Origin of the sequence: Teredinibacter franksiae, from assembly GCF_014218805.1 — a bacterium.
GTDB lineage: Bacteria > Pseudomonadota > Gammaproteobacteria > Pseudomonadales > Cellvibrionaceae > Teredinibacter > Teredinibacter franksiae.
The window spans coordinates 3,195,987-3,221,055 of the sequence record NZ_JACJUV010000001.1; the positions used below are offsets into that span (position 1 = coordinate 3,195,987).

Genomic DNA, 25,069 nt, shown 5'->3' on the forward strand with positions numbered 1-25,069 from the left:
TCTGAGAGCGGGAAAGCCGTTCACATGGCGAGGGGGCTGACAGTAATATCACGGTATGTAACAGACACATAGTCCGGACAAGTCGGGCTGGAGAAACTATGACAACCGCATTGCATACCATAGCATTTAAGGCACAAACCCACCCTAATCATCGTTTCCAGAATCTATACGGATTGCTAGATTCGGATTTGTTGGTACAAAGTTGGGGTCAAATCAATAAACAATCGGCGTGTGGAATTGACGGCGTAACACCTAGCGATTTCAAACAACGATTGCCTGAAAATATCAACCGCCTGCATCAAACGCTAAAGTGTAAAAGCTATCGAGCGAATGATGTGAAGCGGGTCTTTATCCCAAAATCCAACGGTAAACTACGCCCGCTCGGGCTGCCAACGTTAGATGATAAAATCGTACAGCAAAGCGTGAGTCAGATACTGCAAAGTATTTGGGAGCAGGACTTTGTGAAGAATAGTTATGGTTATCGTCCGAACAGAAGCGCGCATCAAGCGGTGCATAGTTTACAGTTGAACCTTCAATACGGTACTTATGGTTATGTTGTCGAAGCGGATATAAAAGGCTTCTTCGATAATATAGATCATGAGTGGTTGATGCGTATGCTGAAACAGCGTATTGAAGATAAAGCCTTATTGAACCTTATCAACCAGTGGCTGAAAGCGAGAATAAAATCACCAGAAGGGGTGTTTGAGAAACCGGCCAGTGGAAGTCCACAGGGCGGTGTGATCAGCCCGGTATTGGCGAATATATACTTACATTACGCACTGGATATTTGGTTTGAGAAACGCATAAAGCCACGCTTACAGGGGCGAGCCATGTTGATACGGTACGCCGACGATTTTGTTGTTGCGTTCCAGTACGCTAATGAGGCGCGTGAGTTTTATCGGGAACTACCGAAACGCTTGAGAGAGTTTAAGTTAGACGTAGCGCCAGAGAAAACACACCTGAAGCGGTTTAGTCGGTTCCACCCAGGGCAGCACCATAGCTTCGAATTCTTGGGCTTTGAGTACTACTGGGACACTGATAAAAAGGGTGAGGCTAGGTTGCGTCGACATACGGCACCAAAGAAACACAAAGCTAAGTTGAGCGAGTTCTATCAGTGGATAAAAGCCAATCGGTCTAAACGACTGAATGTCTGGATGCCACAGTTAAGGCGTAAGCTGACGGGCTTTATAAACTACTTTGGTTTGCCTGATAATAGTCGAAGTGTCGCGCGTGTTTATGATTATGTTCTGCATAGTCTATACAAGTGGCTCAATCGGCGAAGTCAGCGGCACAGCTTTAACTGGCAAGGGTTTAAAGACATGTTAAAATACTTTCAGATCCAGCAACCACGGGTGTGGAAACGTCACATTCAAGTGGACTGGTATTGAGGGCTTGTGAATTACACGAGCAACGATATTATTGAGGAGCCGGATGCGGTAGTTCCGCACGTCCGGATCTGTATGGGGGCGGCTTGGGTAACTGGCCGTTCTACCATGACTGCACAGAGTATTGCGAATAAAATATCTATATGAATGGAAGGTTGTTTCTCAATAAATATGACAGGGCCAAATATATTAGCGGGTGGATTACTGTTCTATTGGCGAGTCTAGGATTATGCTCAGCGGTGATTTACGGAGAGCGTATAGCCGTGCCTATAGGGCGATTATGTTTTGCTATGCTCATAACGTATATTAATCTCGAAAGTCTTGTTGGTGGAATTATGCCGGGTAAAGCTACCGGCGTACGAACATCTGCAATAGCGCGAGAAAGTATGCCAATTCGGTTTTGGTCTTCCATTATTTTTATGGAGCTAATAGCAATAGCATTTTTTATAGCTGGAACGTACCAATTATGTGTTCAAGTGGCTTATGCATAACAAACTCAGCCAGCAGGACCTCCGTTCCGGCGCTTGTTTTTGTGCTGGTCGCTACGCTTGCACAAAAAAAATCACCTCCACTACGGCCGCTGCTGCAGGGCGTTATGTGTAAGCACATATGAAGAAATATCTCCTAATTGTTTTAGTTTTGTTAGTAGGTTTTGTTGGTATTACCTTATTTTCTATTCCGCACAAAGTATCGCTCGGCAGGATGACGAGTGCGGAGATGGTTGTGTGCACAGCAGAATTACGCTTCTTGGTAGGTGTTGCGCTATTGGAGGGAAGAGTAATGCCTAGCAACTATAAACATAAATGTGAACTCCCCGAAATGGTTGTTGCGGTCAACTCTGTTGGGGAAATCGAGTTAAAGAATAATGTGTACGGAATATTTATACGTTTTTGTCCACGTATAAACGGTAATACAGTAAATTGGGTGTGCGAGGGTGAGCCGGATAGTTACATTCCTGCAGCCTGCAAGTTAAACACATAACCATGCGGTCAACCAGACATTGCCTGCTATCGGGTCAGAGGGGCACGAAGCCCCGTCTGCCCACAGAACCGTGCGTACGGGTCACGTACACGGCTCCTCACACTAAACATGACCAGCGACGAAGATTAAACCAATGTTCTCTATTTTCTCCCGAGCGAATAAACTGCTTTAGCTCGTTCACAAAATATTTATTTGAGTAAGCTCTTTCTACCGCATTGCTGCGTGAGAGTGCCCACCGCTTATTATTCGTGAATACAGCATTCGCAGCCATTCTTCGGCTTACGCCTCTCTTCCTGAGCTTGTTAAATAAATTCCTACGACTTTTCTGCTGGTCAATAATGCGTGAACGTAGTCTACGCCGTATATGCGCTTCTATTTCCACAAACTGACCAGGGAACTGGGTTAAGCTGTAATAACTGGACCAACCTCTGTACCAGCGGTTTATGACCGCCATTGTGGTTTCCAGCTTTTGGTGGGTTCCTCGCGGGGTAAGCTCTTTGACTTTCTTCATTGCTCGCGCCATGGATTTCAGCGATATTGCAATTCGACCTCTTACGATGGTCAGGCCCAGAAACTTTACACCCTTTGATTTCGCCACTTGGCTCTTTTCCTTGTTAACCACCAGTTTGAGTTTGCACTCAATGTATTGGCTTACACTTTTCATAATCCGCTTTGCCGCTTTATGCGACGCCACGAAGATGTTGCAGTCGTCTGCGAATCGACAAAATTCCAGACCTCGGCTTTCTAGCTCTTTGTCCAACTCATCCAATACGATGTTGCTTAGTAATGGGCTAAGCGGGCTGCCTTGAACAGATCCCTCTCGCGATGGCAATATCATGCCGTCTTTCATAATGCCGCTGCGCAGTATCATTCCGGTCAGACGCAGTATGCGTTTGTCTTTTATGATTTTGCCAAGCCTATTAATTAGACGGTCGTGATGGATACGATCAAAGAATTTTGATAGGTCAATGTCGACGACCCATTCTTTTCCTGTTTGCACTATCCGTTGTGCTTCTCTCACGGCCTGCCCCTGGTTACGGTTCGGGATAAACCCAAAACTGTGGGTAGAAAATAGGGGTGTGACACGCGGTTCCAGTATCCGCTTAAGTGTGGCTTGAACCACTCGGTCACGGATACAAGGTATCCCTAGTAAGCGGATACCTCCATCGGGTTTGTCAATTTCAACACGTTTTACTGGGAGGGGTTTATAAGTCCAACTCGCCAGTTCCTCGGCGAGTTGGCTTAGCTCTTGGTCACTATTTTCTTGGAAGGCTTCTACTGTCACGCCATCAATGCCGGGGGCACCTTTGTTCTTCGCAACGTCGGCCCATCCGAAGGTCAACCAAAAAGGGTTGATCAGTAGCTCGAAGAGTCTTTCTTCGTCTTGGAGTAGATCTGTTTCCATGCTGCACTTTCTCTTTGTAAAGTTCTGTCGTTGGCTCAATGAGGTCTTCCCACGTTACGTTGTGGGAAAAAAAAATTATTCTGACCGCATTCCTTTCGGCTGGCCTCAGATCTTTAGTTTGTAGCACGGGCATAATCGTTAATGTGTTCAGCCCTTTGACTTTAACGTCCTGTCGCTGTCGGGTGGTTTTATCCTCAAGTACGTCACCGCACCGTCACCGGCCACTCGTTTTATGTCTCATACGGCTTCATCTGCAATCCCCTGTCTCATTACGCTCACATTACTGTGTCGCTTAGGGCTTAAGGTGTCGTAGTTACACCGACCCAAGACCAGCGGATTTTCACTGGGTAAGCCAATCGTCTATGTCCGATGCTCATCTACCTTCTATACCGTGTCGCGTTTACGTAAAGGATATTGGACTTTGGTGATCCGTGGCACCTCATCCTGCTAACGGCCTCAATAAAGGTTCACTTGCGTTTAGATAGCATCTTTGCCTCCGACTTCCTTCAGATTCCTCATTGGCCTATACTCACCTTTGCTCCCTGTTGGGCAGCGACTATAGGTTTCTTCGGACACCCTTGTCATTGGCTGCTTATTCCCTCCTTTCAGGGCTATGGATGGACTTTCACCACCTAGACGACCGGCATGCCAGTCACACACGCTTGTTTTTATGCATTCCGCTTCGCTGCATTTTTACATAAAAACAAGCTCCACAGTCAATGCTGGTTACCTTAGCGTTATGAGCACCCATGATCGAGCTACGTGAATTAGTGGAAGATGATAAGGACCAGTTGATTCATCACTTGAATAATGAAAATGTCGTGAGGTTTTTGTCTTCTCGTATCCCAAGTCCTTATACTGAGGTAGATGCCCACTGGTGGATAAACGAAGGTTCAAAGGCTGAAATTGTACGATCTATAACTTTCAGTGGAAATTTTGTTGGTATTATCGGGGTCCGTAGAGATGCTCTTGAAAAATCCCATCGTGGCGAAATAGGATATTGGATTGGCCAACCATTTTGGGGAAAAGGTATCGCAACTGAAGCGCTCCATATAATGTGCCAAATTATCTTTTGTAAAACGGATATAGTTCAACTTTATGCACCAGTGTTCTCTCCAAATGAAGGATCAAAGAGAGTCCTTACTAAAAATGGCTTTGAGCTAGAGGGGGTTATCACTAAGGGAATCCTTAAAGATGGTGCTTATTATGATGAGTGTATTTATTGTAGATCCAGCTCATAACAAAAAGCTGCACCTGACAAATATTGCTGCGCTCGTTTTGTGTATGTCGCGTAGCTCCATTTTACACAAAACGCTCTCCGCAATATTCGCAGGTGAGCTTGGCGTTAAATTCTATGAAGAAGTATCTAAAAAGTCAGCCTTGCCCTGCATGCAAAGATATTTGCAATTTTAATAAAGTCAGCGAAGGGTTTCTATCGCCTTCGTATGAATATACATGCGCCTCTTGTGGGGCAAGAGTGCACATTGACAACAAGTCGACATTGCTAAGTTCTGTTGGATTAATTATCGTTACTGCGTTCAATTTAATACCTATAAAATATAGCAATAATTTCACTCATATTATGGTTGTGATTATCACGCTATCGATAGCAGTTGGGTTCGTCTATTATGCAAATAAAAAACGAAGGTTGGTGCAATCAAAAATAATTTAACAAGGCAATTAAAGTCGCCTGCGGCTGGACGCACTACGTGCGCCCTTTATTGCGGCGTTAGTGCGACAAGTTAAGCTTGGAGCATCTTGCTGGGTGTAAGTCCCAGTCGGGTAAGGTCTAGCCAGCCACCTGTATCGAGTCTTGCGCACTGTGCGGAGATTATGGATCGCGAATACTTTCCTGTTGCTGATTTTTTTTCTTCAACAAATAATCGAACAACCAGTGTGAAGCGTAGACAGAGAATTATGTAGGCCATAAGGAATGCGTGTTCCTGAAGTGTTGGTATCGCTCTGATAATAAATTGTCCTGACTGGCTAGGCTTGTAACGCCGCCGAAGCCCATGCAATACAACCATTAGTTGGCAAGGTTGTGGCGAGTTGGCGGAGTTATCAAACCGTGGCATGTATAAAGAGATGTTTTCGAGAACTTGAGAGATCCAAAGTAGCTCCCGCAGGAAGTGGGTAGTGACGCTGAGTAAAAAGCGAGGCAGATCGATGGCACCTTGGAAGTCGGATCAGCTCATAGTAGTCTGAGAGCGGGAAAGCCGTTCACATGGCGAGGGGGCTGACAGTAATATCACGGTATGTAACAGACACATAGTCCGGACAAGTCGGGCTGGAGAAACTATGACAACCGCATTGCATACCATAGCATTTAAGGCACAAACCCACCCTAATCATCGTTTCCAGAATCTATACGGATTGCTAGATTCGGATTTGTTGGTACAAAGTTGGGGTCAAATCAATAAACAATCGGCGTGTGGAATTGACGGCGTAACACCTAGCGATTTCAAACAACGATTGCCTGAAAATATCAACCGCCTGCATCAAACGCTAAAGTGTAAAAGCTATCGAGCGAATGATGTGAAGCGGGTCTTTATCCCAAAATCCAACGGTAAACTACGCCCGCTCGGGCTGCCAACGTTAGATGATAAAATCGTACAGCAAAGCGTGAGTCAGATACTGCAAAGTATTTGGGAGCAGGACTTTGTGAAGAATAGTTATGGTTACCGTCCGAACAGAAGCGCCCATCAAGCGGTGCATAGTTTACAGTTGAACCTTCAATACGGTACTTATGGTTATGTTGTCGAAGCGGATATAAAAGGCTTCTTCGATAATATAGATCATGAGTGGTTGATGCGTATGCTGAAACAGCGTATTGAAGATAAAGCCTTATTGAACCTTATCAACCAGTGGCTGAAAGCGAGAATAAAATCACCAGAAGGGGTGTTTGAGAAACCGGCCAGTGGAAGTCCACAGGGCGGTGTGATCAGCCCGGTATTGGCGAATATATACTTACATTACGCACTGGATATTTGGTTTGAGAAACGCATAAAGCCACGCTTACAGGGGCGAGCCATGTTGATACGGTACGCCGACGATTTTGTTGTTGCGTTCCAGTACGCTAATGAGGCGCGTGAGTTTTATCGGGAACTACCGAAACGCTTGAGAGAGTTTAAGTTAGACGTAGCGCCAGAGAAAACACACCTGAAGCGGTTTAGTCGGTTCCACCCAGGGCAGCACCATAGCTTCGAATTCTTGGGCTTTGAGTACTACTGGGACACTGATAAAAAGGGTGAGGCTAGGTTGCGTCGACATACGGCACCAAAGAAACACAAAGCTAAGTTGAGCGAGTTCTATCAGTGGATAAAAGCCAATCGGTCTAAACGACTGAATGTCTGGATGCCACAGTTAAGGCGTAAGCTGACGGGCTTTATAAACTACTTTGGTTTGCCTGATAATAGTCGAAGTGTCGCGCGTGTTTATGATTATGTTCTGCATAGTCTATACAAGTGGCTCAATCGGCGAAGTCAGCGGCACAGCTTTAACTGGCAAGGGTTTAAAGACATGTTAAAATACTTTCAGATCCAGCAACCACGGGTGTGGAAACGTCACATTCAAGTGGACTGGTATTGAGGGCTTGTGAATTACACGAGCAACGATATTATTGAGGAGCCGGATGCGGTAGTTCCGCACGTCCGGATCTGTATGGGGGCGGCTTGGGTAACTGGCCGTTCTACCATGACGGAGCCTTCGTTCTAAATGAACTATTTAATTACTCCACCATCAACTCACTATGACGGCGGAATTGGTATTACAGGCTGTAACTTCAGACATGCTGCTGACACACTAAAGGAGCATGGGTCATCCGTAGATGGAGTTCTTCCTCTTTGTTATCTACATCGACATGCAATAGAGTTATTTTTAAAGTCAGTGATTTTTATTCTGCACAAGAGATACTCCATTGAATTCGGTGATGGATTCAGCTTAGAGAAGCCAGCAATTAAAGTCCGAGATAAGTGGCTACCAATGGACAATACCCACAACTTATCTGATCTGTATTCTTACTTCGAGGTGATTTACGAAAACTGCAAAGGAGCACTTCCTGAAACAACTTGTTGGGATATGCCCACGGATATTAAATCCAAAATTGACATGGTCAGTGGAACTGACCCTAAAAGCACCTTCTTTAGGTATCCGAAATCTGGCAGTGCTCATCAGGATGTTAAAAAGTCACGGATTCAAAAAACAACATTTGAAGGTGCTTTTGACAATCAGGAAAAGCCTAGAGCATTAGTCTTAATGCTCGATCAGAATGATGAACTGATAGAAACATATGACATGGATGCCGATGCGTTAGGTAAAATCCAAGAAGCTTTAAATTATTTGAGTGATTTTTTTAATGGTGTTCATGCAGCATTTAGGTATGAGCTGGCCAATGGCTCCTAACAAGCGTAGCTTGGCGATGCTTTTTTCGTTGCGCTTCGCTCCACTACAAAAGCACGCCAACTACGTGCGTTAGGTGCACATTATGAAGGAGCCCACACTCGGTAAAATTGGGGTATCAATATTAGGCGTCCTGTTGATAGCGCTTGTTCCTATGGTTGGATTATTGATGGGCACTCTACCAAGTCGGGGTATTGACCCTTCATTTGAAGAGTACCCAGTCAAGTTTGTTGTTGTGCTGTTAATCTGGTTGTTAATTCTCTTAGCTGCAGTTTTTAATGCAGTACTTAACATACAGTCGCTTTTTAAAAAATATGGTAGCAATTACAATTGGGCAACTTTGAAAGCGATATTTACTTGTCGGCACAAGTGAGAATCAAAGGACATCCAAAAACTTGACAAGCCTTCCGGGTTCTAGTAGTTTATGCAACCATGACCCAAAGCCGTGAAACATTAATCTCTCTGGATTCAACGCCATTTTACCATTGTTATGTACGCTGTGTTCGGCGTGCGTATTTGTGTGGTGAGGATCATTCGACGGGTGAGAATTACGATCACCGTAAGCAGTGGATCGTATCTCGCTTGCGTTTTTTGTCGTATGTGTATGCGGTAGATGTGTGTGCTTATGCGGTAATGAGCAATCATTACCATGTTGTGCTGCATGCGGATAAGGCTAGGGCGCAGGCATGGAGTAATGAAGAAGTGGCCGAGCGCTGGATGCAGTTGTATAGCGGCCATATGCTGGTTGATCACTGGCTGGAGAACCCGGAGGCTATTGATGCGGCTACGCAAGCCGCAGTGGATGAAATTATCGAGAAGTGGCGTAAACGTTTATACGATATCAGCTGGTTTATGCGCGGTGTTAATGAAACCATAGCCCGTATGGCCAACGAGGAAGAAAACTGTAAAGGCCGGTTTTGGGAGGGGCGCTTTAAAAGTCAGGCCCTATTGGATGAAGCCGCGTTATTAAGCTGCATGGCCTATGTCGACCTCAACCCCATTCGGGCGGCGATGGAAAAAGATCTTATGGAGAGTGATTTCACCTCCATACAGCAGCGTTTATTCGATTACGTAAAATACAAAAATACCAAATCTAAAGACGAGCAGAAATTGAATGCTCGTATTCAAAAGCAGCGTGAGATTAAAGCGGAAATGGGTTTGGATGCCTTACCCGAAGCGCCGTTAATGCCTTTTGATGGTTCCTCCCATACCGATACTCACCATGCCTTACCCTTTACCCGTGAAGATTATTTTGAGTTGGTGGATACCACCGGCCGTATTCTACGAGACGATAAACGCGGAGCCATCGTCAGCGAACTTCCGGCCATAGTGTCGAGGTTGGGTATTAATCCAAATAAATGGATCGACCACGTTCAAAATTTTGGCCGCCGTTACGGTTCCAGTGCCGGTTCGGTGGCGCGCATGGTCGATTATGCCCAGGTGTTTGAGCGTAATTGCGGCAAGGGTGTGGCGTGTTCGCAGGCGCTTTACTTAAATGCGGGTTAGTGTGGGTGTCCGCAAGTCGCTTGCCCCTTGAAGTCGAGCATACTGTAATAATGCACCGTCATATTTTTAGCGTTCAGTTGTTAGCGTGGGCGTCGGATTTTATCTTTTCTTCTCTAAAAGCGGCTAATAGGGCGAAATTCTAGACGCCATTTGTCTCGCTTGTTCTTCATTTTTAGTCGCATAGAGTGCCATTCGGCCGCTCTCCTTGCGTAAGTTCTAATGCAAAAGGGTGCCATTGTAGTGCTGGTATCTGCGTCGCATGCCGCTAAATCACTCAAATCTTGGTTTTTGGTCATATTGATATGCAAAACCACATGGTGGTGATTAACCATTACAGTGTTAGTGTGTATGTCCGAAAAGTGCCTAGTGTGGGTGTCATAAAAGTGGCGCCGAGCAGTGGTACTCCCCCCTAGTAAGCTTCTGAGGCAAATAGGGTGCCCTGGTAGAGCTTGTGTCAGCTTCGTATACCGCCCAAACCATTCAATCCTTGGGCTTCATCTAACACCCTGTGGTGGTGTCCGATAGGTCGCGGCAAATGTTTGGTGTCAATGCAGATTATAATTATTTAGGCACGCTATGAGTAAAGATAGTAAAGAGTTGCAACCCACTATTATTTCTTTTGTAAAGGATCTACCTAACCTGTGCTCACTTGCTGGATTAGCCTGCACAATATTAGCTATTTATTTTAGTATTTTAGGCGTTTATTACGCCGCTATGATTGGGATGGTTTGGGCCGTTGCTTTTGATTGGGCCGATGGCTTAGTTGCACGGAAAATGAAAGGGAGAACGGGAAATGATCGTGCATTTGGCGGTCAGCTTGATGTATTGATAGATATTGTTAGTTACGGTGTTACGCCCGCAATTCTGCTGATGAGCTATGGTGGATTTGAGCCTGTATTTTTAATCGGTGCTTTTTTCTTGGTGGCGGCAAGTGCAATAAGATTAAGTTATTTTAGTACTTTTGGTCTGTCGGATGACTCGAAATATACAGGGTTGGCTCTCGACAATAATAGCTTAGTTATCGTTTTCGTTTTTATCTTTGAAAGCATTTTAAGTCATAGCGGTTTTTCTACAGTATTTTATATTACTGTTTTGGCGCTCGCGGTTTTAAATGTATCTCAAATTAAAACGCCGAAATTCTCTGGGAAGCCGGTTAATGTCTACGCGCTTGCTACTTATACTCTTGTGATAACGGGAATTTATGGCTGGAAGCTTTTATAAGTAATCGAATGAAAATATTTTTTATATTAAATGATAGGAGTTAAATTATCGCAATGGTTGTATATACGGTGGGTACATTTGATTTGTTACATGTGGGACACCTTGCTTTATTGGAATACTGTAGAACATTAGGCGATGTGGTCGCCGTTGGTGTTGCCTCCGATAGTGTAGTCAATTCATATAAACCTAACGTACCTGTTATACCACTCGAAGAACGAATGGAAATGCTAAAATCTTTACGATGCGTCGATATTGTGCGGTCTTACAATGAGCTTGAATATGTATCCGCCTGTAAAGAGTTGGAGCCTGATATTTTTGTTATTGGTGAGGATTGGGGCGATAAGCCGCATAATATTGATGTGGAGACGTATTTACATTCCAAGGATAGTAAAATTGTGCAGGTTAGCTATAACCCCAAAACATCATCTACAAAAATAAAACAAAATGTTATTGCTCAGTTTCACAGGGGTACGTATCTCGCACAGGAAATTTAGCGAGAATGTAAATACGCAACCGTTTATAAGCGGAATACACAATGCATGGGGCCGCCCGGCTACTGAAAATGGCTTTATCATTGGCAAGCCTGGATCCCCTACTTATTGATAGCCATGAACAATAAAAACATCTAAATCACAGAGAAAAGCGCGTCTAACGCAGTGACAAGTACCGGGGGTAATCGGTGCTTTAAGGCATTTTGCTGCTTTCTTGGGCGCAGCACGGGGTATTACTTGATCGGTATTGGTCGTGTGTGTAGCGCGAACGGCTTATTTTTTCGCTATATACCGGGTAATCAAAAACAGCCTATCGCTGGAAAAAATGTGGTGTGAGCGTTGTTGGCTGATTGTTCCTAAGCACGCTTAATTTCATTTTTTGAGTTGTCATTTTGGGGGTTTATACCGATAAGCTCAATGAGGGCTGGCGTTTCTCCCTCCACTGTTGATGTGCCGGATTGGAAAAGTTGGCTATCTTTTAAAGCGGGTTTATCTACTGCTTCTTCAGGCTGCATTTGTTTACCGCCATTTAGGACGAAATAAAGCACGCCCTGAATAAGAAAAAGCGTAACAACAACTTTAAACGTGTATTTCCACAGCAACATTTTGCCTTCCTTCAATATCAATGAGTACACACATAACCTTGTGTGGGCGAAATTCAAGTTGACTGGGGCTGCCTATACTACGGCAATGGCACCGCGCTAATTTCGCCAGGCTGTCTGCATTGCAGCAGCCTTAGTTAATTTAGTCTGCTCCTTTCAAAAAGGAGAGCAGAACAGGCCGCTAGAGGAGCGGGTGATTCCGATTCACCTGCATGATGGTTGGGGAGGTGCTGATGTTGCCATCCTTGGCAGCTATTGTCCTTGCTTATCCCTTGCCTCGAGCTTTCCTTCTCTCGGTAACGCTCCGTCTAACGCCCTGTGTAGAAATAGAGTACGATCTTGCATGGGGCGGGTCTACGAGCGATTACCGGTCATTTTGTGACATAGTTCCGTGGTAATGGGCGCCAATAGTGTGATATCAGCTCTTCGGTTAACAGGTTAACAGCGTAATATGCTCGTTGGCGCAGAAAGCGCTGAAGTTAGCCCGCATGTGGTTTTGGGCGCCGCGCCATAATAGCCGCGTCATAATAATAGTTAAACTTAATAGGAGTAGATCAATGAGTGAAGATAATTCGACCAAAGCAACAACGGGGGCTCAGTCTGGAGGTCTCAATATCATCGTGGTGGCTTTGCTTCTGCTGCTGGCGGTGGTTTTGGGCTGGTATATTGGGCAAAGTGGCGCAAAACCTCGAGATATCAACTTCTTGCCACCTGCATCGGGTGTGTTGGATTACTACTTGTCGGTGAATGATGCCGGTGAGCCAACGCCCTACGCTCCGACTGCTAAAGCGTTTACACCCTGTATCGAGAATTGTTACGAAGATGTACTCTCGGAAGCGAATAGAGCGCAAGTGGATGCATTACTTTCAAATATTAAGCAGAGTACTAACTTAGATTTAAACGCTTATTTGGTTGTAGAGGCTGGGGAGAAGAGTGGCATTGACCAAAAGCAAAGCAGCGTACCTTTTGTTGAAAAAGCGCATGCCGCTGCTTCGGGTTGTTATGTGGTTATGGTTTACCGAATAGGAGGCACGCGCACTTTTATCTATAATAAGCCGGGTTGTCCGTAAAAAATAGCCGAACGTAAGTTCGGCTTTTTTTATATGTTAATCTCAAATTTTACTAAAAGTGTTCGCTCCGGTGTCAATTCCTGTCTGGAGGGCGTTGAATACATTAGCTCTAAATCTGCGTAGGTAAATTCTGTATCTAAGAGGTTTTTAGCTAACAGTGTCACCTTGCCGAGCCTATTGGGTAGATTAGCTTGAATTGAAGCATCAATAATATTCAGTCGTTCACTAAAATCCTCCGAGTCAATGAATAGATCAGGAATGGATTCTGTAGAATATTGCTGGTTGATATGTTTCCCCTCTATTTTTATAAATGAATGTCTCGTTAGCTGATAGCTTAACCCGATATTAAGTGAATTGTTTTGAAGGGTTAATGGGAAAAGTGGAAGTGGCTCATTTGAAATTTGATCTCTATCGACTTCTTCCGTTGAAAGTTTGATATGCGTGCTCAGCTTTTCTGTAAGTAGATAGTCAAAATGTGCGCTCACTAGATCATATTGCATATCGCTATCTACAAATTGTAGTCCAGTATTATTGGGTAGCGTTATGTTCTGCTTTAGAATGTCTAGGCCAATTTTAGCTCTATCGGATGCGGCTATATTGACGCCGAGGGTTTTATTTGACGATGTTGTGCCGACGTCAAAATGATCGTAAACCTGTGCAGCGCCGGCGATATGTGTAGAATTTAGGCTTCCGCTAATTTTGGGGACCATTGAAATGGTTGTAAAATAAGCCGTTCGTAATTTTATTTTAGGCGTTATATCCCATGCCACGCCCATTTTTGGGTATATTGTCTTGTCATTTTTATTTTCGATTGGTTGACCATCTACGCCAACCTGTACAGCGTGCTCGGCACTATTGTGTTCTGCACCTAGGGTGACAATAAGAGAATTGTTTAGCGCTGTAATATCTGAATAGAGGTAGGCTTGTTCAAGGCTGTTTTTGCTGCTGGTTTCAGCTGAATCAAGAGCATCGAACTCTACATAATAGAGGGAGCTGGCACCTGTACTTTTAGACTCTGAGCTTTTTAACCCTCCCGATAAAGTCGTATGGCGGAATTCATGCACCAGCTGTAATTCATACTGGCTAGAATTGATTTTCTCATCATTAGAAATTTCGATCGTTAGACCTGGAAGGGCAAGCGTGTCTTCCGCAACGTTAGATTCATCTTTGTCGGTAACATTTAGAACTAAATATGTGCCTGAATCGGATTGGTATTTCATACTGACACGTTGGGTCTCGCTCTCACCCACTACTCGGCTAGTGGTAGAGTGGGTGTTAGCCCCAAATTCTGTCGTTAAATCACCAATGTTATCGTCTCTCTGCCCCAGTTCCGCTTGAAAGCCAAGGTTTTGTGTTGGTTGCCACTGCACAAACGCATTGGATATTTTATAATCCACATCGTTATTTTCGCGATAACCGTCCGATTTATATCGGTATTGCCCAAGCGAAAAAGCCAGCGTCTCTCTGTTGCCATTTACCGCAACATCGTACGCCCCTGTTCCCTGTGTTCCGCCCAGTACTTTAGCCTGCAGGCCGAAACCTTCATCTAGGTACATGGAGTTGTATTCGTTGGCCCCCAAGTCTGCTGGGCCTGCACCTTCCGTTATTACCATTCCCGATTCGCTTAAGCCCAGCGGAAGCGGCACCGCGCCCAAAGGCTGGTGAATGGTTGCCTGCAATCGCTCTGAGGAGCGCAACAATTCGCGGTGATAATCGTTGGCGTATACTTCTGCCAAGAGTCTGTGGCCTGCGTGTTCGCCCGGTGCTTGCTGCACGGCCTCTGCCCCCAGCTGAATGGCCTGTTGCTCAAAGCCAAGGGCCTTTAATGCGCGGCCCTGGCTGGAAGTTCTAGCGGCATCGTCTTTGTCTAATAACAGCCTTGAGCGATACACGGCCCGCCCATCATTTAACGCTCGGCTCTTATTGTAATTATGTTGAGATTCAATGAGTTGATTGTTCGCTTGTTGTTCCAGTGCTTGATAAAACCAAGGCGTAGGGTCATTCGGGTCTAGTATTTTTGCCAGCTCAAATTGTTCCTTGGCTTTTTCGCCCTTGTTCTGCGCGGCAAACGCTTTGCCCAAATAACTGCGATACAAGCTGTTGCTCGGGTCTAAGGTTACCGCTAGCTCAATGCCTGCTCTACCTTCTTGAAGTTTATTCAAACGAATGTGCGTTAGGCCCAGCACAAAGTGCGTAAGGGGAACATTGGGGTTGTTGGTTACCGATTTTTGTAATATTGCCCGTGCTTTGCGATTGCTGTTGTTTTGCAGGGCTATTAGGGCGCGTAGGCTATCGGCATAGGGTGCGTAGAGAGGGTTGGTTTTGGTCTTGGCTAAAGTGTCGGACGCCAGCCGACTTTTACCTAAGCTTAAGGCGAGTTCCGCTATTCGGGTATTGGTGACAACATTGGCGTTTAGTCGCTGTGCTATTTGCGCAGCCGCTAGCGCTTGTTCAAGTTGAAAATTTGCTTGTAGTGCATAGCTGTGAACTAGCTGAGCGTTAATACTTTCGGGGTGTTGCTTCACTAGGTTGTGAGTTTTTTCTAGGGCGAGGCCCGCTTTGCCATCTAATAAATACATAAAAGCGCTATTGGCCAAGGCATCGGCCGATGCCTTGTTTTGAGCGAGTGCCTGTTGGTTTTTAATACGCGCGTCCGTCAGGCGGCCACGGAACAGGGCCAGAGTGGTGTAGGCGTTTAAGGCATTTAGGTCACTTTTTAGCGCGCTCGCATCAAGCAGCGATAAAGCCTTGCCAATGGCCCCGGTGTTAATGGCTTGCTGAATGTCTTGCGCGAGTTGGTCGCTGGGTACATACAGGGGCGGTGCATATAAAGTCCATGCAGCCGTTTCCCTCAGGTTAATGGAAATGGCCTTCGTTGGCGCCTCGTTGGGTAGTGCAGAGCTTTGCTGCAGCGCTTGCAGGCGGATCTTGCCCTGCGCGTTGCTGGCGAGTACCTGCCCTTCAAAAACAGTGACGGTATCGCCGTTGTCGTTGTGGCTCACTATAAATTCTGTGCCTTCTACCGCCGCGTTCATATACGGTGCTTTAACCGTAAATTTTTTGGGGGTACGCGACAAAAAGTGTGCGGCTCCGTTAAGCACTTCAACCCAGAAAGATTCCTTGGGGGGCAGAAACTTAATAATAGAGCCTTCGTTTATGCGTACCAGGCTGTCATTTTCTAATCTTAAGGCTGCGCGGAATTCTGTGACACGCAGGGTGTCGCCGTAGCAGAAGGTGGCGCCAGGGGTTACGCCTACCCATTCGCTTTCGCCACCGCGTTTAACGCTGCCGTTGCCCTCTAGGCTTTCGAGTTTTGCTGCCCAGCTGCTGCAGTTTCCGGTTTGTGCGCTGGCATGTGCCGAAAACACAATAAGCATTGCAATGAATAGTTGGACGGTTGATAGCGGCTTCATTAGCGTTCCTAGACCTTTTTATTGGTTTTAACGGCAGTAGGGTATTCGTGGCGTGCAGCCATTTAAATGTTAAGGAATTTCATATATGCCCACGGGCTGTTGTTTGTTCCTTAATTCAAATAAGCCATGGTAGCGCATTTTATCTTTGTCGAGCAGTGTTGCGAAAGCGTCGCTGCAGAGAATTTGCGAGTTTAGCTTGCGGTTCAGCTGCTCAATTCGCGAGGTGGTGTTAACTATGTCGCCTACCGGAGAGTATTCGAAATGATTTCTGCCGCCTAGATGCCCAATAGAAAATTCACCGCAATGCAGTGCAATGGATGTGGGAAAGCTGATGGTGCTTTTATCGTCGGGGTCATTGTTCGTTGCTGATTGCAATTCCTGGATAATTTCTTGGGCTGTTTTTAGTGCTGTTTGGCAAATTTTTGCGCTGAGGGTGTCGCTGGTCCAGACGGCCAGTAGGCTGTCGCCCACAATATTGGATATGGCACCGCCGTGTTTGTTAACAATATCAATAATATTGCCGTAGTAAGTATTGAGTTGCTGGTGCAGCTCAGTGGGGCTGAATTGCTCGGAGAGGGAGGTGTAGCCATGAATGTCGGTCATGAGGCACACACCCTGTACCAGCTGGTGACGCGACTCCAGTGAGCTTACGTTGTAGCTTAGGGCTTCGGCGATTTCTTTTGGTAGGTAGTTGGCTAGGGCTAATTCAACGTTCTTCTCACGCACCCTTTGGATGTTCAGTTTTAAATACAGCCCTGCCCCAAAGCTCATTGCCGTTAGCAGGAGGGGGGCTAATAGTGGCAGCCAAAGGTTATGTTTAAAGAGCGCCACCGCTAAGCAAAGATACAGCGCGTAGGCCGAAAAATTGGCCAATACGGTATAGCGTAGGCTGAGCTTCCATAGGGTAATAAGCGGTAGGAGTGTAAATAGCCATAAAACTAATAATTGAACAGCGGGGTGCAATGGCTGGATACCGCTGTTGTGTAATAAATTGGCAAAAACGGTGGCGGATATTTCCACACCGCTAATCTCTAGTCCGTCCGCGCTGGTAAATACTGTGCGGTATGAATCGTACTGTTCTGTTTGCCCGGATTCTGCAAAACCAATATACACGACCGCATTGCGTATTTTTTCCTGCAGAGGGTGGGCTTGGTTATTGAGTAGGGTATCTATAGGAATGATTTGCAGGCTATTGGGTGGCCCGTAGTAATTAATATAGTGCGCACGGTTCTGGGTGGTTTGGTGTACCAACGCCCTTAACTCGGCGCTACTTTTTGGCTTTGCCAGTTGCTCGAGCAGCTGTTTTCGAAAGGTTTGGTTGGCCTCTAGCTCCCAACGTAGCAGCCGTACGTAATCATTGATATTGTCTTTTTGGGGCGCGTGGCTCAGGGTATGGGAGCCACCAGCGGACTTTACTTTACCGGCTAGCTCGTTTAACAGGTGGTAGTGATACACCCATAGGCTGAGTAGCGGTTGTGTGAGTTCGGCGCCATTGCTAGCTTCGCGGATCAGTTCTGTTTTGACCACCTGCGCTGGAAATTTAGGCAGGGTGAAGCTGGCATCACCCACGGCGGCTTTCAGTAGTGGCTCGGGTGCTTGTATTTCTTGCTCAATATCCAGGGCGCTGTGTTCGCCTTTTACTCGGCTGCGTTTTAAATATTTGAACAGAATGACTTCGCCATGGTTTTCTATGGCTTTGGCAAGCATGCTGTCTTGTTGGGGCCTTGGTTCTAAAAACGAAATGTCGAATACAACCGTTTTTGCGCCCAGTTGCGCGAGTCGATTGAGTAGCTTGGCATAGCTTTCTCGTGACCAGCGAATAAGTTGTTCCGGGTTGCCCAAGTTGCGGGAAGATCCACGGTCGATGGTAACCACCACCACTTGCTCTGATACCGGTTGGGCACCTCTCAGCTTAAATAGCCACTGCAAACCGGTAACCTGCTCGCTATTATTCAGTGCTGTGGTGGTGGCCATTAGCAGCGGCAGGCACATCATTATGAGGATGATTACTGCGCCGCCTCGGCCGAGTAAGTTAAGCTCTTGGAAATATTCCCCAAATGGCCCATTCGAATCTTTATGTGGCGAGAAAAGCATAATGGTGATGTTTGGTGTCAGGCCGCTATAGTTGTGGGTATCATACACGCCTACCAATTGTTCAGCGAAACGAGCCCATGTTAGAAACCGTCAATCTGTTTAAAGAGGTACCGCCTCATTACCTCACAGAGCTGGAAAAGCTCAGTTCTACACGCAAATACCCAAAAAATACCATTTTGGTGACAGAAGGCGATGAATCCAATCACTTATACATTATTCGCCAGGGTACGGTGAGCGTATATTTAAGTGACAATGAAGGGCGGCAGGTAATTCTTAATTACATGCAGGAAGGTGAGTATTTTGGCGAACTCTCGCTAATGGATGGCAAGGTGCGTTCAGCATCGGTGATGACGGTGGCACCCTGCGAGCTAACCGTTATCTCTCGTTCCAGCTTTCAGGAACTGTTAAATAATAACCATGACTTTTCCTTGGTAATGAACCGCGAGTTAACTCGGCGTGTTAGAGAGCTTACAGAAAGCGTGCGAGATCTCGCTTTGCTCGATGTGTACGGACGTGTGAGTCATACGCTGGAAAAGTTGGCGGATGACAAACAGCAAATTCATAACCCCAAGGTCACGCATCAAGATATTGCCAATATGGTCGGCTCTTCGAGAGAGATGGTGAGTCGCATAATGAAGCAGTTAATTATTGGTGAGTATATTGAGCAGCATTCAGGCTGTATCGAATTAAAGAAAAAACTACCGCGCAACTGGTAGTTTTTTTGTTTATACCGCGTTGCTGCTGGTCTTTAATAGTGGTGCGCTTAACCTGCTTTTTACTTCGCAAACGTGTTTAAGTGCCTTTTTCAAAATTGGGCAATGGCTTTTCGCCCGGTAGTAACGGCTTGACCTGAAAAGCCTCAAGACTATGGGTGTTTGCCTGATACAAAGCTTTTTACAACGATGTTGACGGTGATACCCCTTATTAATGCTGTATCAGGTATTCGGGCTGTTAGTTTGTGGGCGAAGGCATTGTCTCACCGGCCGAAGAGGGGGGGTAGCGATCAGGCGCTTTTTAGTTATGGCGTAAATTTAGGACAAGCGGTGTTAAGTAGCGGTTTTTTGTAGGGGGGTGATTTTGGTGCCATTTGTCGGAGTGGCAGTGCTGAAGTTAGTTTTATCGTCAATAAGTGGGCATAATGAACGGTCTAGTGTTCGTGTGGCCCAAAGTAAGGTTAAACATAAAAAAAATAATGTTTAACTTGGTGGATGCCTTCGCGCTTGCCGATCACCTCAGTAATTCGTATCGAATAAGTACCCTACGTATTGTAAAGGATATCACTATGAAATTAACGTTAGGATTGTCGTGCCTAGTCGCATTGTCTTTACCTTTAATAGCCTCGTCTGCCTACTCTAGTGAATCATTAGAAGGCATGGTTGTTACGAAAGATATGCTTAGCCACAAGTACCCAGGGAAAGAGTACTCTCCTTATGCTGAGCGAGACTACCCCATTTTCCCGTTGTGGGGTGAAACGCATTTACACACTGGCTACTCCATGGATGCAGGGCTTTTTGGTGCGCGATTGGGTCACGAAGAAGCTTATAAGCTTGCCAAGGGTGAGCAAATTAAAACGTCTAATGGCCAGAAGGTTAAGCTTTCTCGCCCACTTGATTGGTTAGTTATTACCGATCACTCCGATCAGATGGGTATGATTCAAGATGTTGTAAGTGGCGAAGCTTCTGTTATGAAGTCTGAGCAGGCGAAACGTTGGCATGAAGGTATTAAAAAAGGTGGCAATGCTGCCGCTGAAACGGCACTCAATTTAATTGAAACTTTCTCTCAGGGAAAGCTTGATCCGAACTTGATTGAAATGTATTCACCCGGCTCTAAAAAATATGATTCTATATGGGGCTACATGGTCAAAACGGCAGACGAATATAATGAGCCCGGCCGCTTTACGGCGCTTTTTGGTTTTGAGTGGACGTCTCTAGTTGAGGGCGCAAATATGCACCGCAACGTTGTATTCCGCGATAATGCCGACAAGGTGTCACAGATTGTACCCTATACCACCCAGAAGCCTTTAGGTAGTGTAGACCCGTTAGACCTCTATGCATGGTTAGAAAACTATGAGGCAAAAACGGGAGGTAATGCGCTAACGCTAGCCCATAACGGTAACCTTTCTAACGGCATAATGTTTCCTGTAGATAAGCAATATACGGGTCGAGAGATAGACCGCAAATATGTAGAGGCACGAGCAAAGTGGGAAGTGCTCTATGAAATCACCCAGATAAAAGGCGATGGCGAAGCCCACCCTTTTCTTTCTCCAGACGATGAATTTGCCGATTATGAAACATGGGATGAAGGTAATCTGGATTTAAGTAAAGCCAAAACCGATGACATGCTGCAATACGAGTACGCTCGTTCAGCGTTAAAAAATGGTTTACTGTTAGAAGAAAAGTTGGGCGTTAACCCTTATAAGTTTGGTTTTGTCGGTGCAACCGATAGCCATACCGGCATGCCAACGGCTGAAGAAGAAAACTTTATGGGTAAGCACGCGGGTTATGAAGCGTCACCCACGCGTTTGGAACACCCTTTTCAAAAAACCGATGTAGGCGAGCGTTTTAGTTGGCAGCAAGTGGCTTCGGGCCTACAAGCGGTTTGGGCGAAGGAGAATACCCGAGAGGCAATCTTTGATGCCATGGAGCGTAAAGAAACCTACGCGACAACCGGCCCAAGAATTTCCGTACGCTTTTTCGGTGGTTGGGATTTCTCGCAAGACGATCTAAATACTCGCCAGCCTTCGTTTTTAGGCTACGAAAAAGGCGTGCCGATGGGTGGCGATTTAACCAAAGCGAAAGACAAAAAAGCGCCGTCATTTATGGTTTATGCCATTCGAGATCAGTTCAGTGCTAATTTGGATCGCATTCAAATTGTAAAAGGCTGGTCAGACGGTAAAGGTAAAGCGCACGAAAAAGTTTACGATGTGGCTTGGTCCGGTGACCGTAAAATTAATCGAAAAGGTAAGCTTCCTGCCGTAGGCAATACCGTAGACATTGAAAACGCCAGTTGGGAAAATACCATTGGCGCTTCGGAGTTGGCGACGGTTTGGGTTGATCCCGAGTTTAATGCGGAGCAAAGCGCTTTTTATTATGCTCGAGTGCTTGAGATTCCTACCCCTCGTTGGATTGTTTACGATGCCTTCCGTTTTGACATTGAGCTTCCTGAAGGCGCAACTACAATTGGTCAAGAACGAGCATATACCTCTCCTATTTGGTATACGCCCTAGGTCGTCATTGCTTTCTTAAAAATATTGGAATACACCTAACTATGTTTGGTTTTTCTATTAAGCGGCTCTTTAAAGAGCCGCTTTTACATTTTCTGTTTCTTGGGTTTTTGTTGTTTTTGTTTTATGACTACCGTCAGGGACAGTACACTCAAGCCCCCAACATCATTCAAGTCTCTAGTCAGCAAATTAGTCAAATATCTTCTCGTTTTACCCTTACTAAGTTGCGCCCACCCATTCAATCGGAATTGGACGCGTTGATTGAGGAGTATGTGCGAGATGAAGTTTTTTATCGTGAAGCTATAGCGATGGGGCTTGATCAAGGTGACCCTCAAGTGCGAAGTCGAATGCGCCGAAAACTCGAATTTTTCCTAGAAGACCTATTGGTGGCTGAGCCCGACGAAGAGGAATTAGAGGCGTTCTATACGCAGCACGCGGACACGTTTAAATACGATACTCAGTTTTCATTTCAGCAGTTCTTTATTAACCCAAAAAATCATGCAGACGCAAATAAGCAAGCTTTGGTGTTATTGCAGGGTATAAATGAGCGTGGTGCATTTGATGGGTTTGATCACACGTTACTGCCCTTTGAGTTTACGTTAATGAGCTCGCGAGAAATCGACAATTATTTGGGTGGTGGCGTTGCTAGCCAACTAGAGCAGTTCGCGGTTAATAGTTGGCAAGGCCCCGTTATGTCCAGTTTTGGGTTGCACATAGTAAAGGTTACCGAAAGGCAGCCGGGCGAACTACCGTCTTTCGCGTCGATTAGAGAAAAAGTGTTGCGGGATTATGAAGCGTACCACCGGGTTGAACAAAAAGAGCAAGCATATGAGGTTATGCGAAAACGCTACAAAGTCGTTGTTGACCCTATGATTTCAAATGCTGACGAGATTACTAGCCTGCGATGAGAAACGTATATTCACATTACAAAATGATGTGGCTTTGGTTGGTATTACTGGGGTTGTCGGTTAATGTTTTTGCCCATGAATTGCAGCCCAGTTTGTTGGAAGTTCGCCAATTAACTAATGATCAGTACGAAATCAATTGGCAAGCCCCAAACTATTATAAGCTACCTCATCCCGCTACATTGGAGCTTCCAAGCACGTGGGAAACTATCGGTACGCCCACTGTTCGCGACGTTGCAGATTCAAAACTCCACAGTCGAGTGGTAAAACTTAGTGATGAGAAAATTGAGGGCAGCACTATTCGCTTTGTTGGCCTCGAATCGACTATTACCGATGTTTTTGTGCGAGTGTTCTGGTTAGATGGTAGACAGTCTACCGCCATTGCACGCCCAAACCAGCCTTGGATAAAGATTGAGGGTAAGCGCTCGTTTTTGGATGTTGCCAGCGATTATTTTGTTTTGGGTGTGGATCATATTCTTTCTGGTTTTGACCACCTAACATTTGTGTTGGCGCTGGTACTGATTGTGGTGGGTTGGCGAAAGTTGATGTTTACCGTAACGTCTTTTACGTTGGCCCACAGTATCACCTTGGCGGCTATATCGTTGGGCCTATTTTGGGTGCCGGGGCCGCCCGTTGAAGCGGTGATTGCGTTATCAATTTTGTTTTTGGCAAGTGAGTTAATAAAAGTTAATCATGGCAAGCCGAGCTTAACGGCTAGGTTCCCATGGCTCGTAGCGTTTATTTTTGGTCTGTTACATGGCTTTGGTTTTGCGGGGGCATTAACGGATATTGGTTTGCCTCAAGATGAGATTGCCCTTTCTTTAGTCGCTTTTAACCTTGGTGTAGAAGTTGGACAGCTAGTGTTTATTTTTGGCGTGTTAATCGCCTGCGCGATTCTCCGACGTGTAGGTTTGGCTAAGTGGCGATGGGGTTTGCAGTTGCCCGCCTATTCGATTGGCACTGTTGCCGCTTTTTGGTTTATTCAGCGAGTGGCATCTTTTTAACAGTATTATCGCGTTTTAAAATTGCAATATTTTGTTTGATTGGGTTTCGTGCTATTGGTGATTTCTCTGCGGGCGGCTAGTGTCGTGTTGGAGGGTTTGATTAATGAGGCCCATTAATCGAGAAAGTGCGCCCTGATTACTTTTAGCAACGTTTGCGGCAGCCTTTCCGCTTTGCCTGCCTTCGCTGGTGGTAAGAAGTGTGTGCAGTTGTTCTGCAAGTTCTGCAGCGGTATGGACTATGGTTTGCCCGCCTGCGTTAATTAGCTGCTGGGAAACATCGGCAAAATTAAACTGACTTGGGCCTGTGATAATGGGTAGTTGCCATACCGCGGGTTCGATGGTGTTGTGACCGCCATTTTCGACAAAGCTACCGCCCACAAAGGTAACATCGGCGCAGCCGTAAAGTAGCATCATTTCACCCATCGTATCGCCTAGCAGAATATCAAAATTGGCAAATACTTTACTCTCCGTAGTGTCTTTTGTTTCGCTGCGGCGCAGAGTTGTATGGCCCCTATTTTGGCAAAGCTCGAATACCTGATTGAATCTGTCTGGGTGGCGGGGTACTAAAATCAACTTTAAGTGTTTGATTTTTTCACGCGCACGGGAATAAGCATCGAGGACAAGTTCGTCTTCGCCTTTGTGGGTGCTGGCGGCTATCCATATAGGGGGTTCGTCTTCGCCCGCCAATGCTTTTTTTAACGTTTGCGCGGCTTGTGCTTGTGCTGCGGTTATTGCGATATCAAATTTGATACTGCCGGTAATGCTGATTTTTTTGCGAGCAAGGCCAAGCGCTTCAAATCGGGCTGCGTCGTCGGTATTTTGAATGGCGGCGGCGGTTAGTTTTTGGAGCATGGGTGTGGTGAGCGAGGAAAACTTTTGGTAACCCTTTGCTGACTTTTTCGAAAGTCTGCCGTTGGCAAGAAGCGCGGGGATGTTGCGTTTATAGCAGCCGTGGAGGGTATTTGGCCAAAGTTCTGTTTCTAGAAAGATCGCTATCGTGGGGTTTATTCTTTTAAAAAATGGTGCGAGGCAAAAGGGTAAATCGTAGGGCAGGTAGCAATGGTAAACTTTATTGCCGTAGGCTTCGGTAACGCGTTCGGAGCCGGTAGGGGTTGTGGTGGTTATGGCCAAGTTATAGCTTTCGAGTTGCAGCAATTTGTCTAGCATCGGGCGCGCGGCGATAAACTCACCAACGGAAACCGTATGTACCCATAGGGTAGGCTTGTCGTTTTGCCGTGGAGGAATAAGCCCAAAGCGCTCACGCCAACGCTGGCGATAGGCGGGTACTTTTTTACCACGCCACCAGAGCCTTACCAATATTAATGGGATGCAGAGTGTGAATATGGCGGTATAGAGCAGGCGCATGGTGTT

At 45.8% G+C, this 25,069-nt stretch carries 19 protein-coding genes; 14 read left to right on the top strand and 5 right to left on the bottom strand.

Annotated elements, in window-relative coordinates:
• Positions 1-98 precede the first annotated feature (98 nt).
• Together ltrA (H5336_RS13570) and H5336_RS13575 are read left to right on the top strand one after the other, a co-directional pair.
• Positions 99-1,388, top strand: a complete 1,290-nt coding sequence (gene ltrA, locus H5336_RS13570; protein ID WP_185231675.1) for a group II intron reverse transcriptase/maturase — start codon at positions 99-101, stop codon at positions 1,386-1,388.
• A 606-nt stretch (positions 1,389-1,994) separates the two neighbouring features.
• Positions 1,995-2,366 (top strand): hypothetical protein, encoded by a 372-nt coding sequence (locus H5336_RS13575; protein WP_185234813.1) that lies wholly within the window; start codon positions 1,995-1,997, stop codon positions 2,364-2,366.
• A 97-nt stretch (positions 2,367-2,463) separates the two neighbouring features.
• Here the strand turns inward: H5336_RS13575 and ltrA (H5336_RS13580) are convergent, their stop codons facing one another.
• Positions 2,464-3,771, bottom strand: coding sequence for a group II intron reverse transcriptase/maturase (gene ltrA / locus H5336_RS13580; protein ID WP_185234814.1), 1,308 nt, complete (start codon positions 3,769-3,771; stop codon positions 2,464-2,466).
• 749 nt (positions 3,772-4,520) lie between these two features.
• Here ltrA (H5336_RS13580) and H5336_RS13585 point away from each other — a divergent pair.
• The 7 genes from H5336_RS13585 (at position 4,521) to H5336_RS13610 (ending at position 11,390) form a co-directional block, all read left to right on the top strand.
• Entirely contained in the window at positions 4,521-5,012 is a 492-nt protein-coding gene (locus H5336_RS13585) for a GNAT family N-acetyltransferase (protein WP_185234815.1), read from the top strand.
• A 1,057-nt stretch (positions 5,013-6,069) separates the two neighbouring features.
• Positions 6,070-7,359 (top strand): group II intron reverse transcriptase/maturase, encoded by a 1,290-nt coding sequence (gene ltrA / locus H5336_RS13590; protein ID WP_185231675.1) that lies wholly within the window; start codon positions 6,070-6,072, stop codon positions 7,357-7,359.
• A gap of 126 nt (positions 7,360-7,485) precedes the next feature.
• Complete coding sequence (locus H5336_RS13595) at positions 7,486-8,172, top strand: hypothetical protein (protein ID WP_185234816.1); 687 nt, start codon at positions 7,486-7,488, stop codon at positions 8,170-8,172.
• 82 nt (positions 8,173-8,254) lie between these two features.
• Entirely contained in the window at positions 8,255-8,542 is a 288-nt protein-coding gene (locus H5336_RS22655) for a hypothetical protein (protein WP_221628057.1), read from the top strand.
• 143 nt (positions 8,543-8,685) lie between these two features.
• Positions 8,686-9,675 (top strand): transposase, encoded by a 990-nt coding sequence (locus H5336_RS13600; RefSeq protein WP_185235762.1) that lies wholly within the window; start codon positions 8,686-8,688, stop codon positions 9,673-9,675.
• A 576-nt stretch (positions 9,676-10,251) separates the two neighbouring features.
• Positions 10,252-10,896, top strand: coding sequence for a CDP-alcohol phosphatidyltransferase family protein (locus tag H5336_RS13605; RefSeq protein ID WP_185234817.1), 645 nt, complete (start codon positions 10,252-10,254; stop codon positions 10,894-10,896).
• A 53-nt stretch (positions 10,897-10,949) separates the two neighbouring features.
• On the top strand, positions 10,950-11,390 hold the full coding sequence (locus tag H5336_RS13610; RefSeq protein WP_185234818.1) for an FAD synthase family protein: 441 nt from the start codon (positions 10,950-10,952) through the stop codon (positions 11,388-11,390).
• A 353-nt stretch (positions 11,391-11,743) separates the two neighbouring features.
• Here H5336_RS13610 and H5336_RS13615 read toward each other — a convergent pair whose 3' ends face one another.
• Positions 11,744-11,992: a hypothetical protein gene (locus H5336_RS13615; protein ID WP_221628058.1), complete on the bottom strand. Its 249-nt coding sequence runs from the start codon at positions 11,990-11,992 to the stop codon at positions 11,744-11,746.
• Positions 11,993-12,546: 554 nt separating this feature from the next.
• Here H5336_RS13615 and H5336_RS13620 point away from each other — a divergent pair.
• Positions 12,547-13,059: a hypothetical protein gene (locus H5336_RS13620; protein ID WP_185234820.1), complete on the top strand. Its 513-nt coding sequence runs from the start codon at positions 12,547-12,549 to the stop codon at positions 13,057-13,059.
• Positions 13,060-13,088: 29 nt separating this feature from the next.
• Here H5336_RS13620 and H5336_RS13625 read toward each other — a convergent pair whose 3' ends face one another.
• Both H5336_RS13625 and H5336_RS13630 read right to left on the bottom strand, forming a co-directional pair.
• Positions 13,089-16,472 (bottom strand): FecR domain-containing protein, encoded by a 3,384-nt coding sequence (locus tag H5336_RS13625; RefSeq protein WP_185234821.1) that lies wholly within the window; start codon positions 16,470-16,472, stop codon positions 13,089-13,091.
• Between the two features lie 69 nt (positions 16,473-16,541).
• On the bottom strand, positions 16,542-18,614 hold the full coding sequence (locus H5336_RS13630) for an adenylate/guanylate cyclase domain-containing protein (RefSeq protein ID WP_185234822.1): 2,073 nt from the start codon (positions 18,612-18,614) through the stop codon (positions 16,542-16,544).
• A gap of 29 nt (positions 18,615-18,643) precedes the next feature.
• Between H5336_RS13630 and H5336_RS13635 the strand changes: the two genes are divergently transcribed.
• The 4 genes from H5336_RS13635 (at position 18,644) to H5336_RS13650 (ending at position 23,698) form a co-directional block, all read left to right on the top strand.
• On the top strand, positions 18,644-19,282 hold the full coding sequence (locus H5336_RS13635) for a Crp/Fnr family transcriptional regulator (protein WP_185234823.1): 639 nt from the start codon (positions 18,644-18,646) through the stop codon (positions 19,280-19,282).
• A gap of 566 nt (positions 19,283-19,848) precedes the next feature.
• Positions 19,849-21,792: a DUF3604 domain-containing protein gene (locus H5336_RS13640; protein ID WP_185234824.1), complete on the top strand. Its 1,944-nt coding sequence runs from the start codon at positions 19,849-19,851 to the stop codon at positions 21,790-21,792.
• Between the two features lie 41 nt (positions 21,793-21,833).
• A complete protein-coding gene (locus H5336_RS13645) occupies positions 21,834-22,697 on the top strand; it encodes a peptidylprolyl isomerase (protein ID WP_185234825.1) in 864 nt (287 codons plus the stop codon).
• Positions 22,694-23,698: a HupE/UreJ family protein gene (locus tag H5336_RS13650; protein ID WP_185234826.1), complete on the top strand. Its 1,005-nt coding sequence runs from the start codon at positions 22,694-22,696 to the stop codon at positions 23,696-23,698. Before H5336_RS13645 ends, H5336_RS13650 begins: the two co-directional genes overlap by 4 nt.
• A 51-nt stretch (positions 23,699-23,749) precedes the next feature.
• On the opposite strand, the gene waaA is transcribed toward H5336_RS13650, so the two are convergent.
• Entirely contained in the window at positions 23,750-25,063 is a 1,314-nt protein-coding gene (gene waaA / locus H5336_RS13655; RefSeq protein WP_185234827.1) for a lipid IV(A) 3-deoxy-D-manno-octulosonic acid transferase, read from the bottom strand.
• Positions 25,064-25,069 lie beyond the last annotated feature (6 nt).

Excerpts from the sequence above, each read along its gene's own strand:
- ltrA (WP_185231675.1), top strand. The coding sequence starts at position 99 with ATGACAACCGCATTGCATACCATAGCATTTAAGGCACAAACCCACCCT.
- ltrA (WP_185234814.1), bottom strand. The coding sequence starts at position 3,771 with ATGGAAACAGATCTACTCCAAGACGAAGAAAGACTCTTCGAGCTACTG.
- H5336_RS13595 (WP_185234816.1), top strand. The coding sequence starts at position 7,486 with ATGAACTATTTAATTACTCCACCATCAACTCACTATGACGGCGGAATT.
- H5336_RS13620 (WP_185234820.1), top strand. The coding sequence starts at position 12,547 with ATGAGTGAAGATAATTCGACCAAAGCAACAACGGGGGCTCAGTCTGGA.
- H5336_RS13605 (WP_185234817.1), top strand. The coding sequence starts at position 10,252 with ATGAGTAAAGATAGTAAAGAGTTGCAACCCACTATTATTTCTTTTGTA.
- H5336_RS13640 (WP_185234824.1), top strand. The coding sequence starts at position 19,849 with ATGAAATTAACGTTAGGATTGTCGTGCCTAGTCGCATTGTCTTTACCT.
- ltrA (WP_185231675.1), top strand. The coding sequence starts at position 6,070 with ATGACAACCGCATTGCATACCATAGCATTTAAGGCACAAACCCACCCT.
- H5336_RS22655 (WP_221628057.1), top strand. The coding sequence starts at position 8,255 with ATGAAGGAGCCCACACTCGGTAAAATTGGGGTATCAATATTAGGCGTC.
- H5336_RS13650 (WP_185234826.1), top strand. The coding sequence starts at position 22,694 with ATGAGAAACGTATATTCACATTACAAAATGATGTGGCTTTGGTTGGTA.
- H5336_RS13635 (WP_185234823.1), top strand. The coding sequence starts at position 18,644 with ATGTTAGAAACCGTCAATCTGTTTAAAGAGGTACCGCCTCATTACCTC.
- H5336_RS13645 (WP_185234825.1), top strand. The coding sequence starts at position 21,834 with ATGTTTGGTTTTTCTATTAAGCGGCTCTTTAAAGAGCCGCTTTTACAT.
- H5336_RS13615 (WP_221628058.1), bottom strand. The coding sequence starts at position 11,992 with ATGTTGCTGTGGAAATACACGTTTAAAGTTGTTGTTACGCTTTTTCTT.
- waaA (WP_185234827.1), bottom strand. The coding sequence starts at position 25,063 with ATGCGCCTGCTCTATACCGCCATATTCACACTCTGCATCCCATTAATA.
- H5336_RS13625 (WP_185234821.1), bottom strand. The coding sequence starts at position 16,472 with ATGAAGCCGCTATCAACCGTCCAACTATTCATTGCAATGCTTATTGTG.
- H5336_RS13585 (WP_185234815.1), top strand. The coding sequence starts at position 4,521 with ATGATCGAGCTACGTGAATTAGTGGAAGATGATAAGGACCAGTTGATT.
- H5336_RS13575 (WP_185234813.1), top strand. The coding sequence starts at position 1,995 with ATGAAGAAATATCTCCTAATTGTTTTAGTTTTGTTAGTAGGTTTTGTT.
- H5336_RS13610 (WP_185234818.1), top strand. The coding sequence starts at position 10,950 with ATGGTTGTATATACGGTGGGTACATTTGATTTGTTACATGTGGGACAC.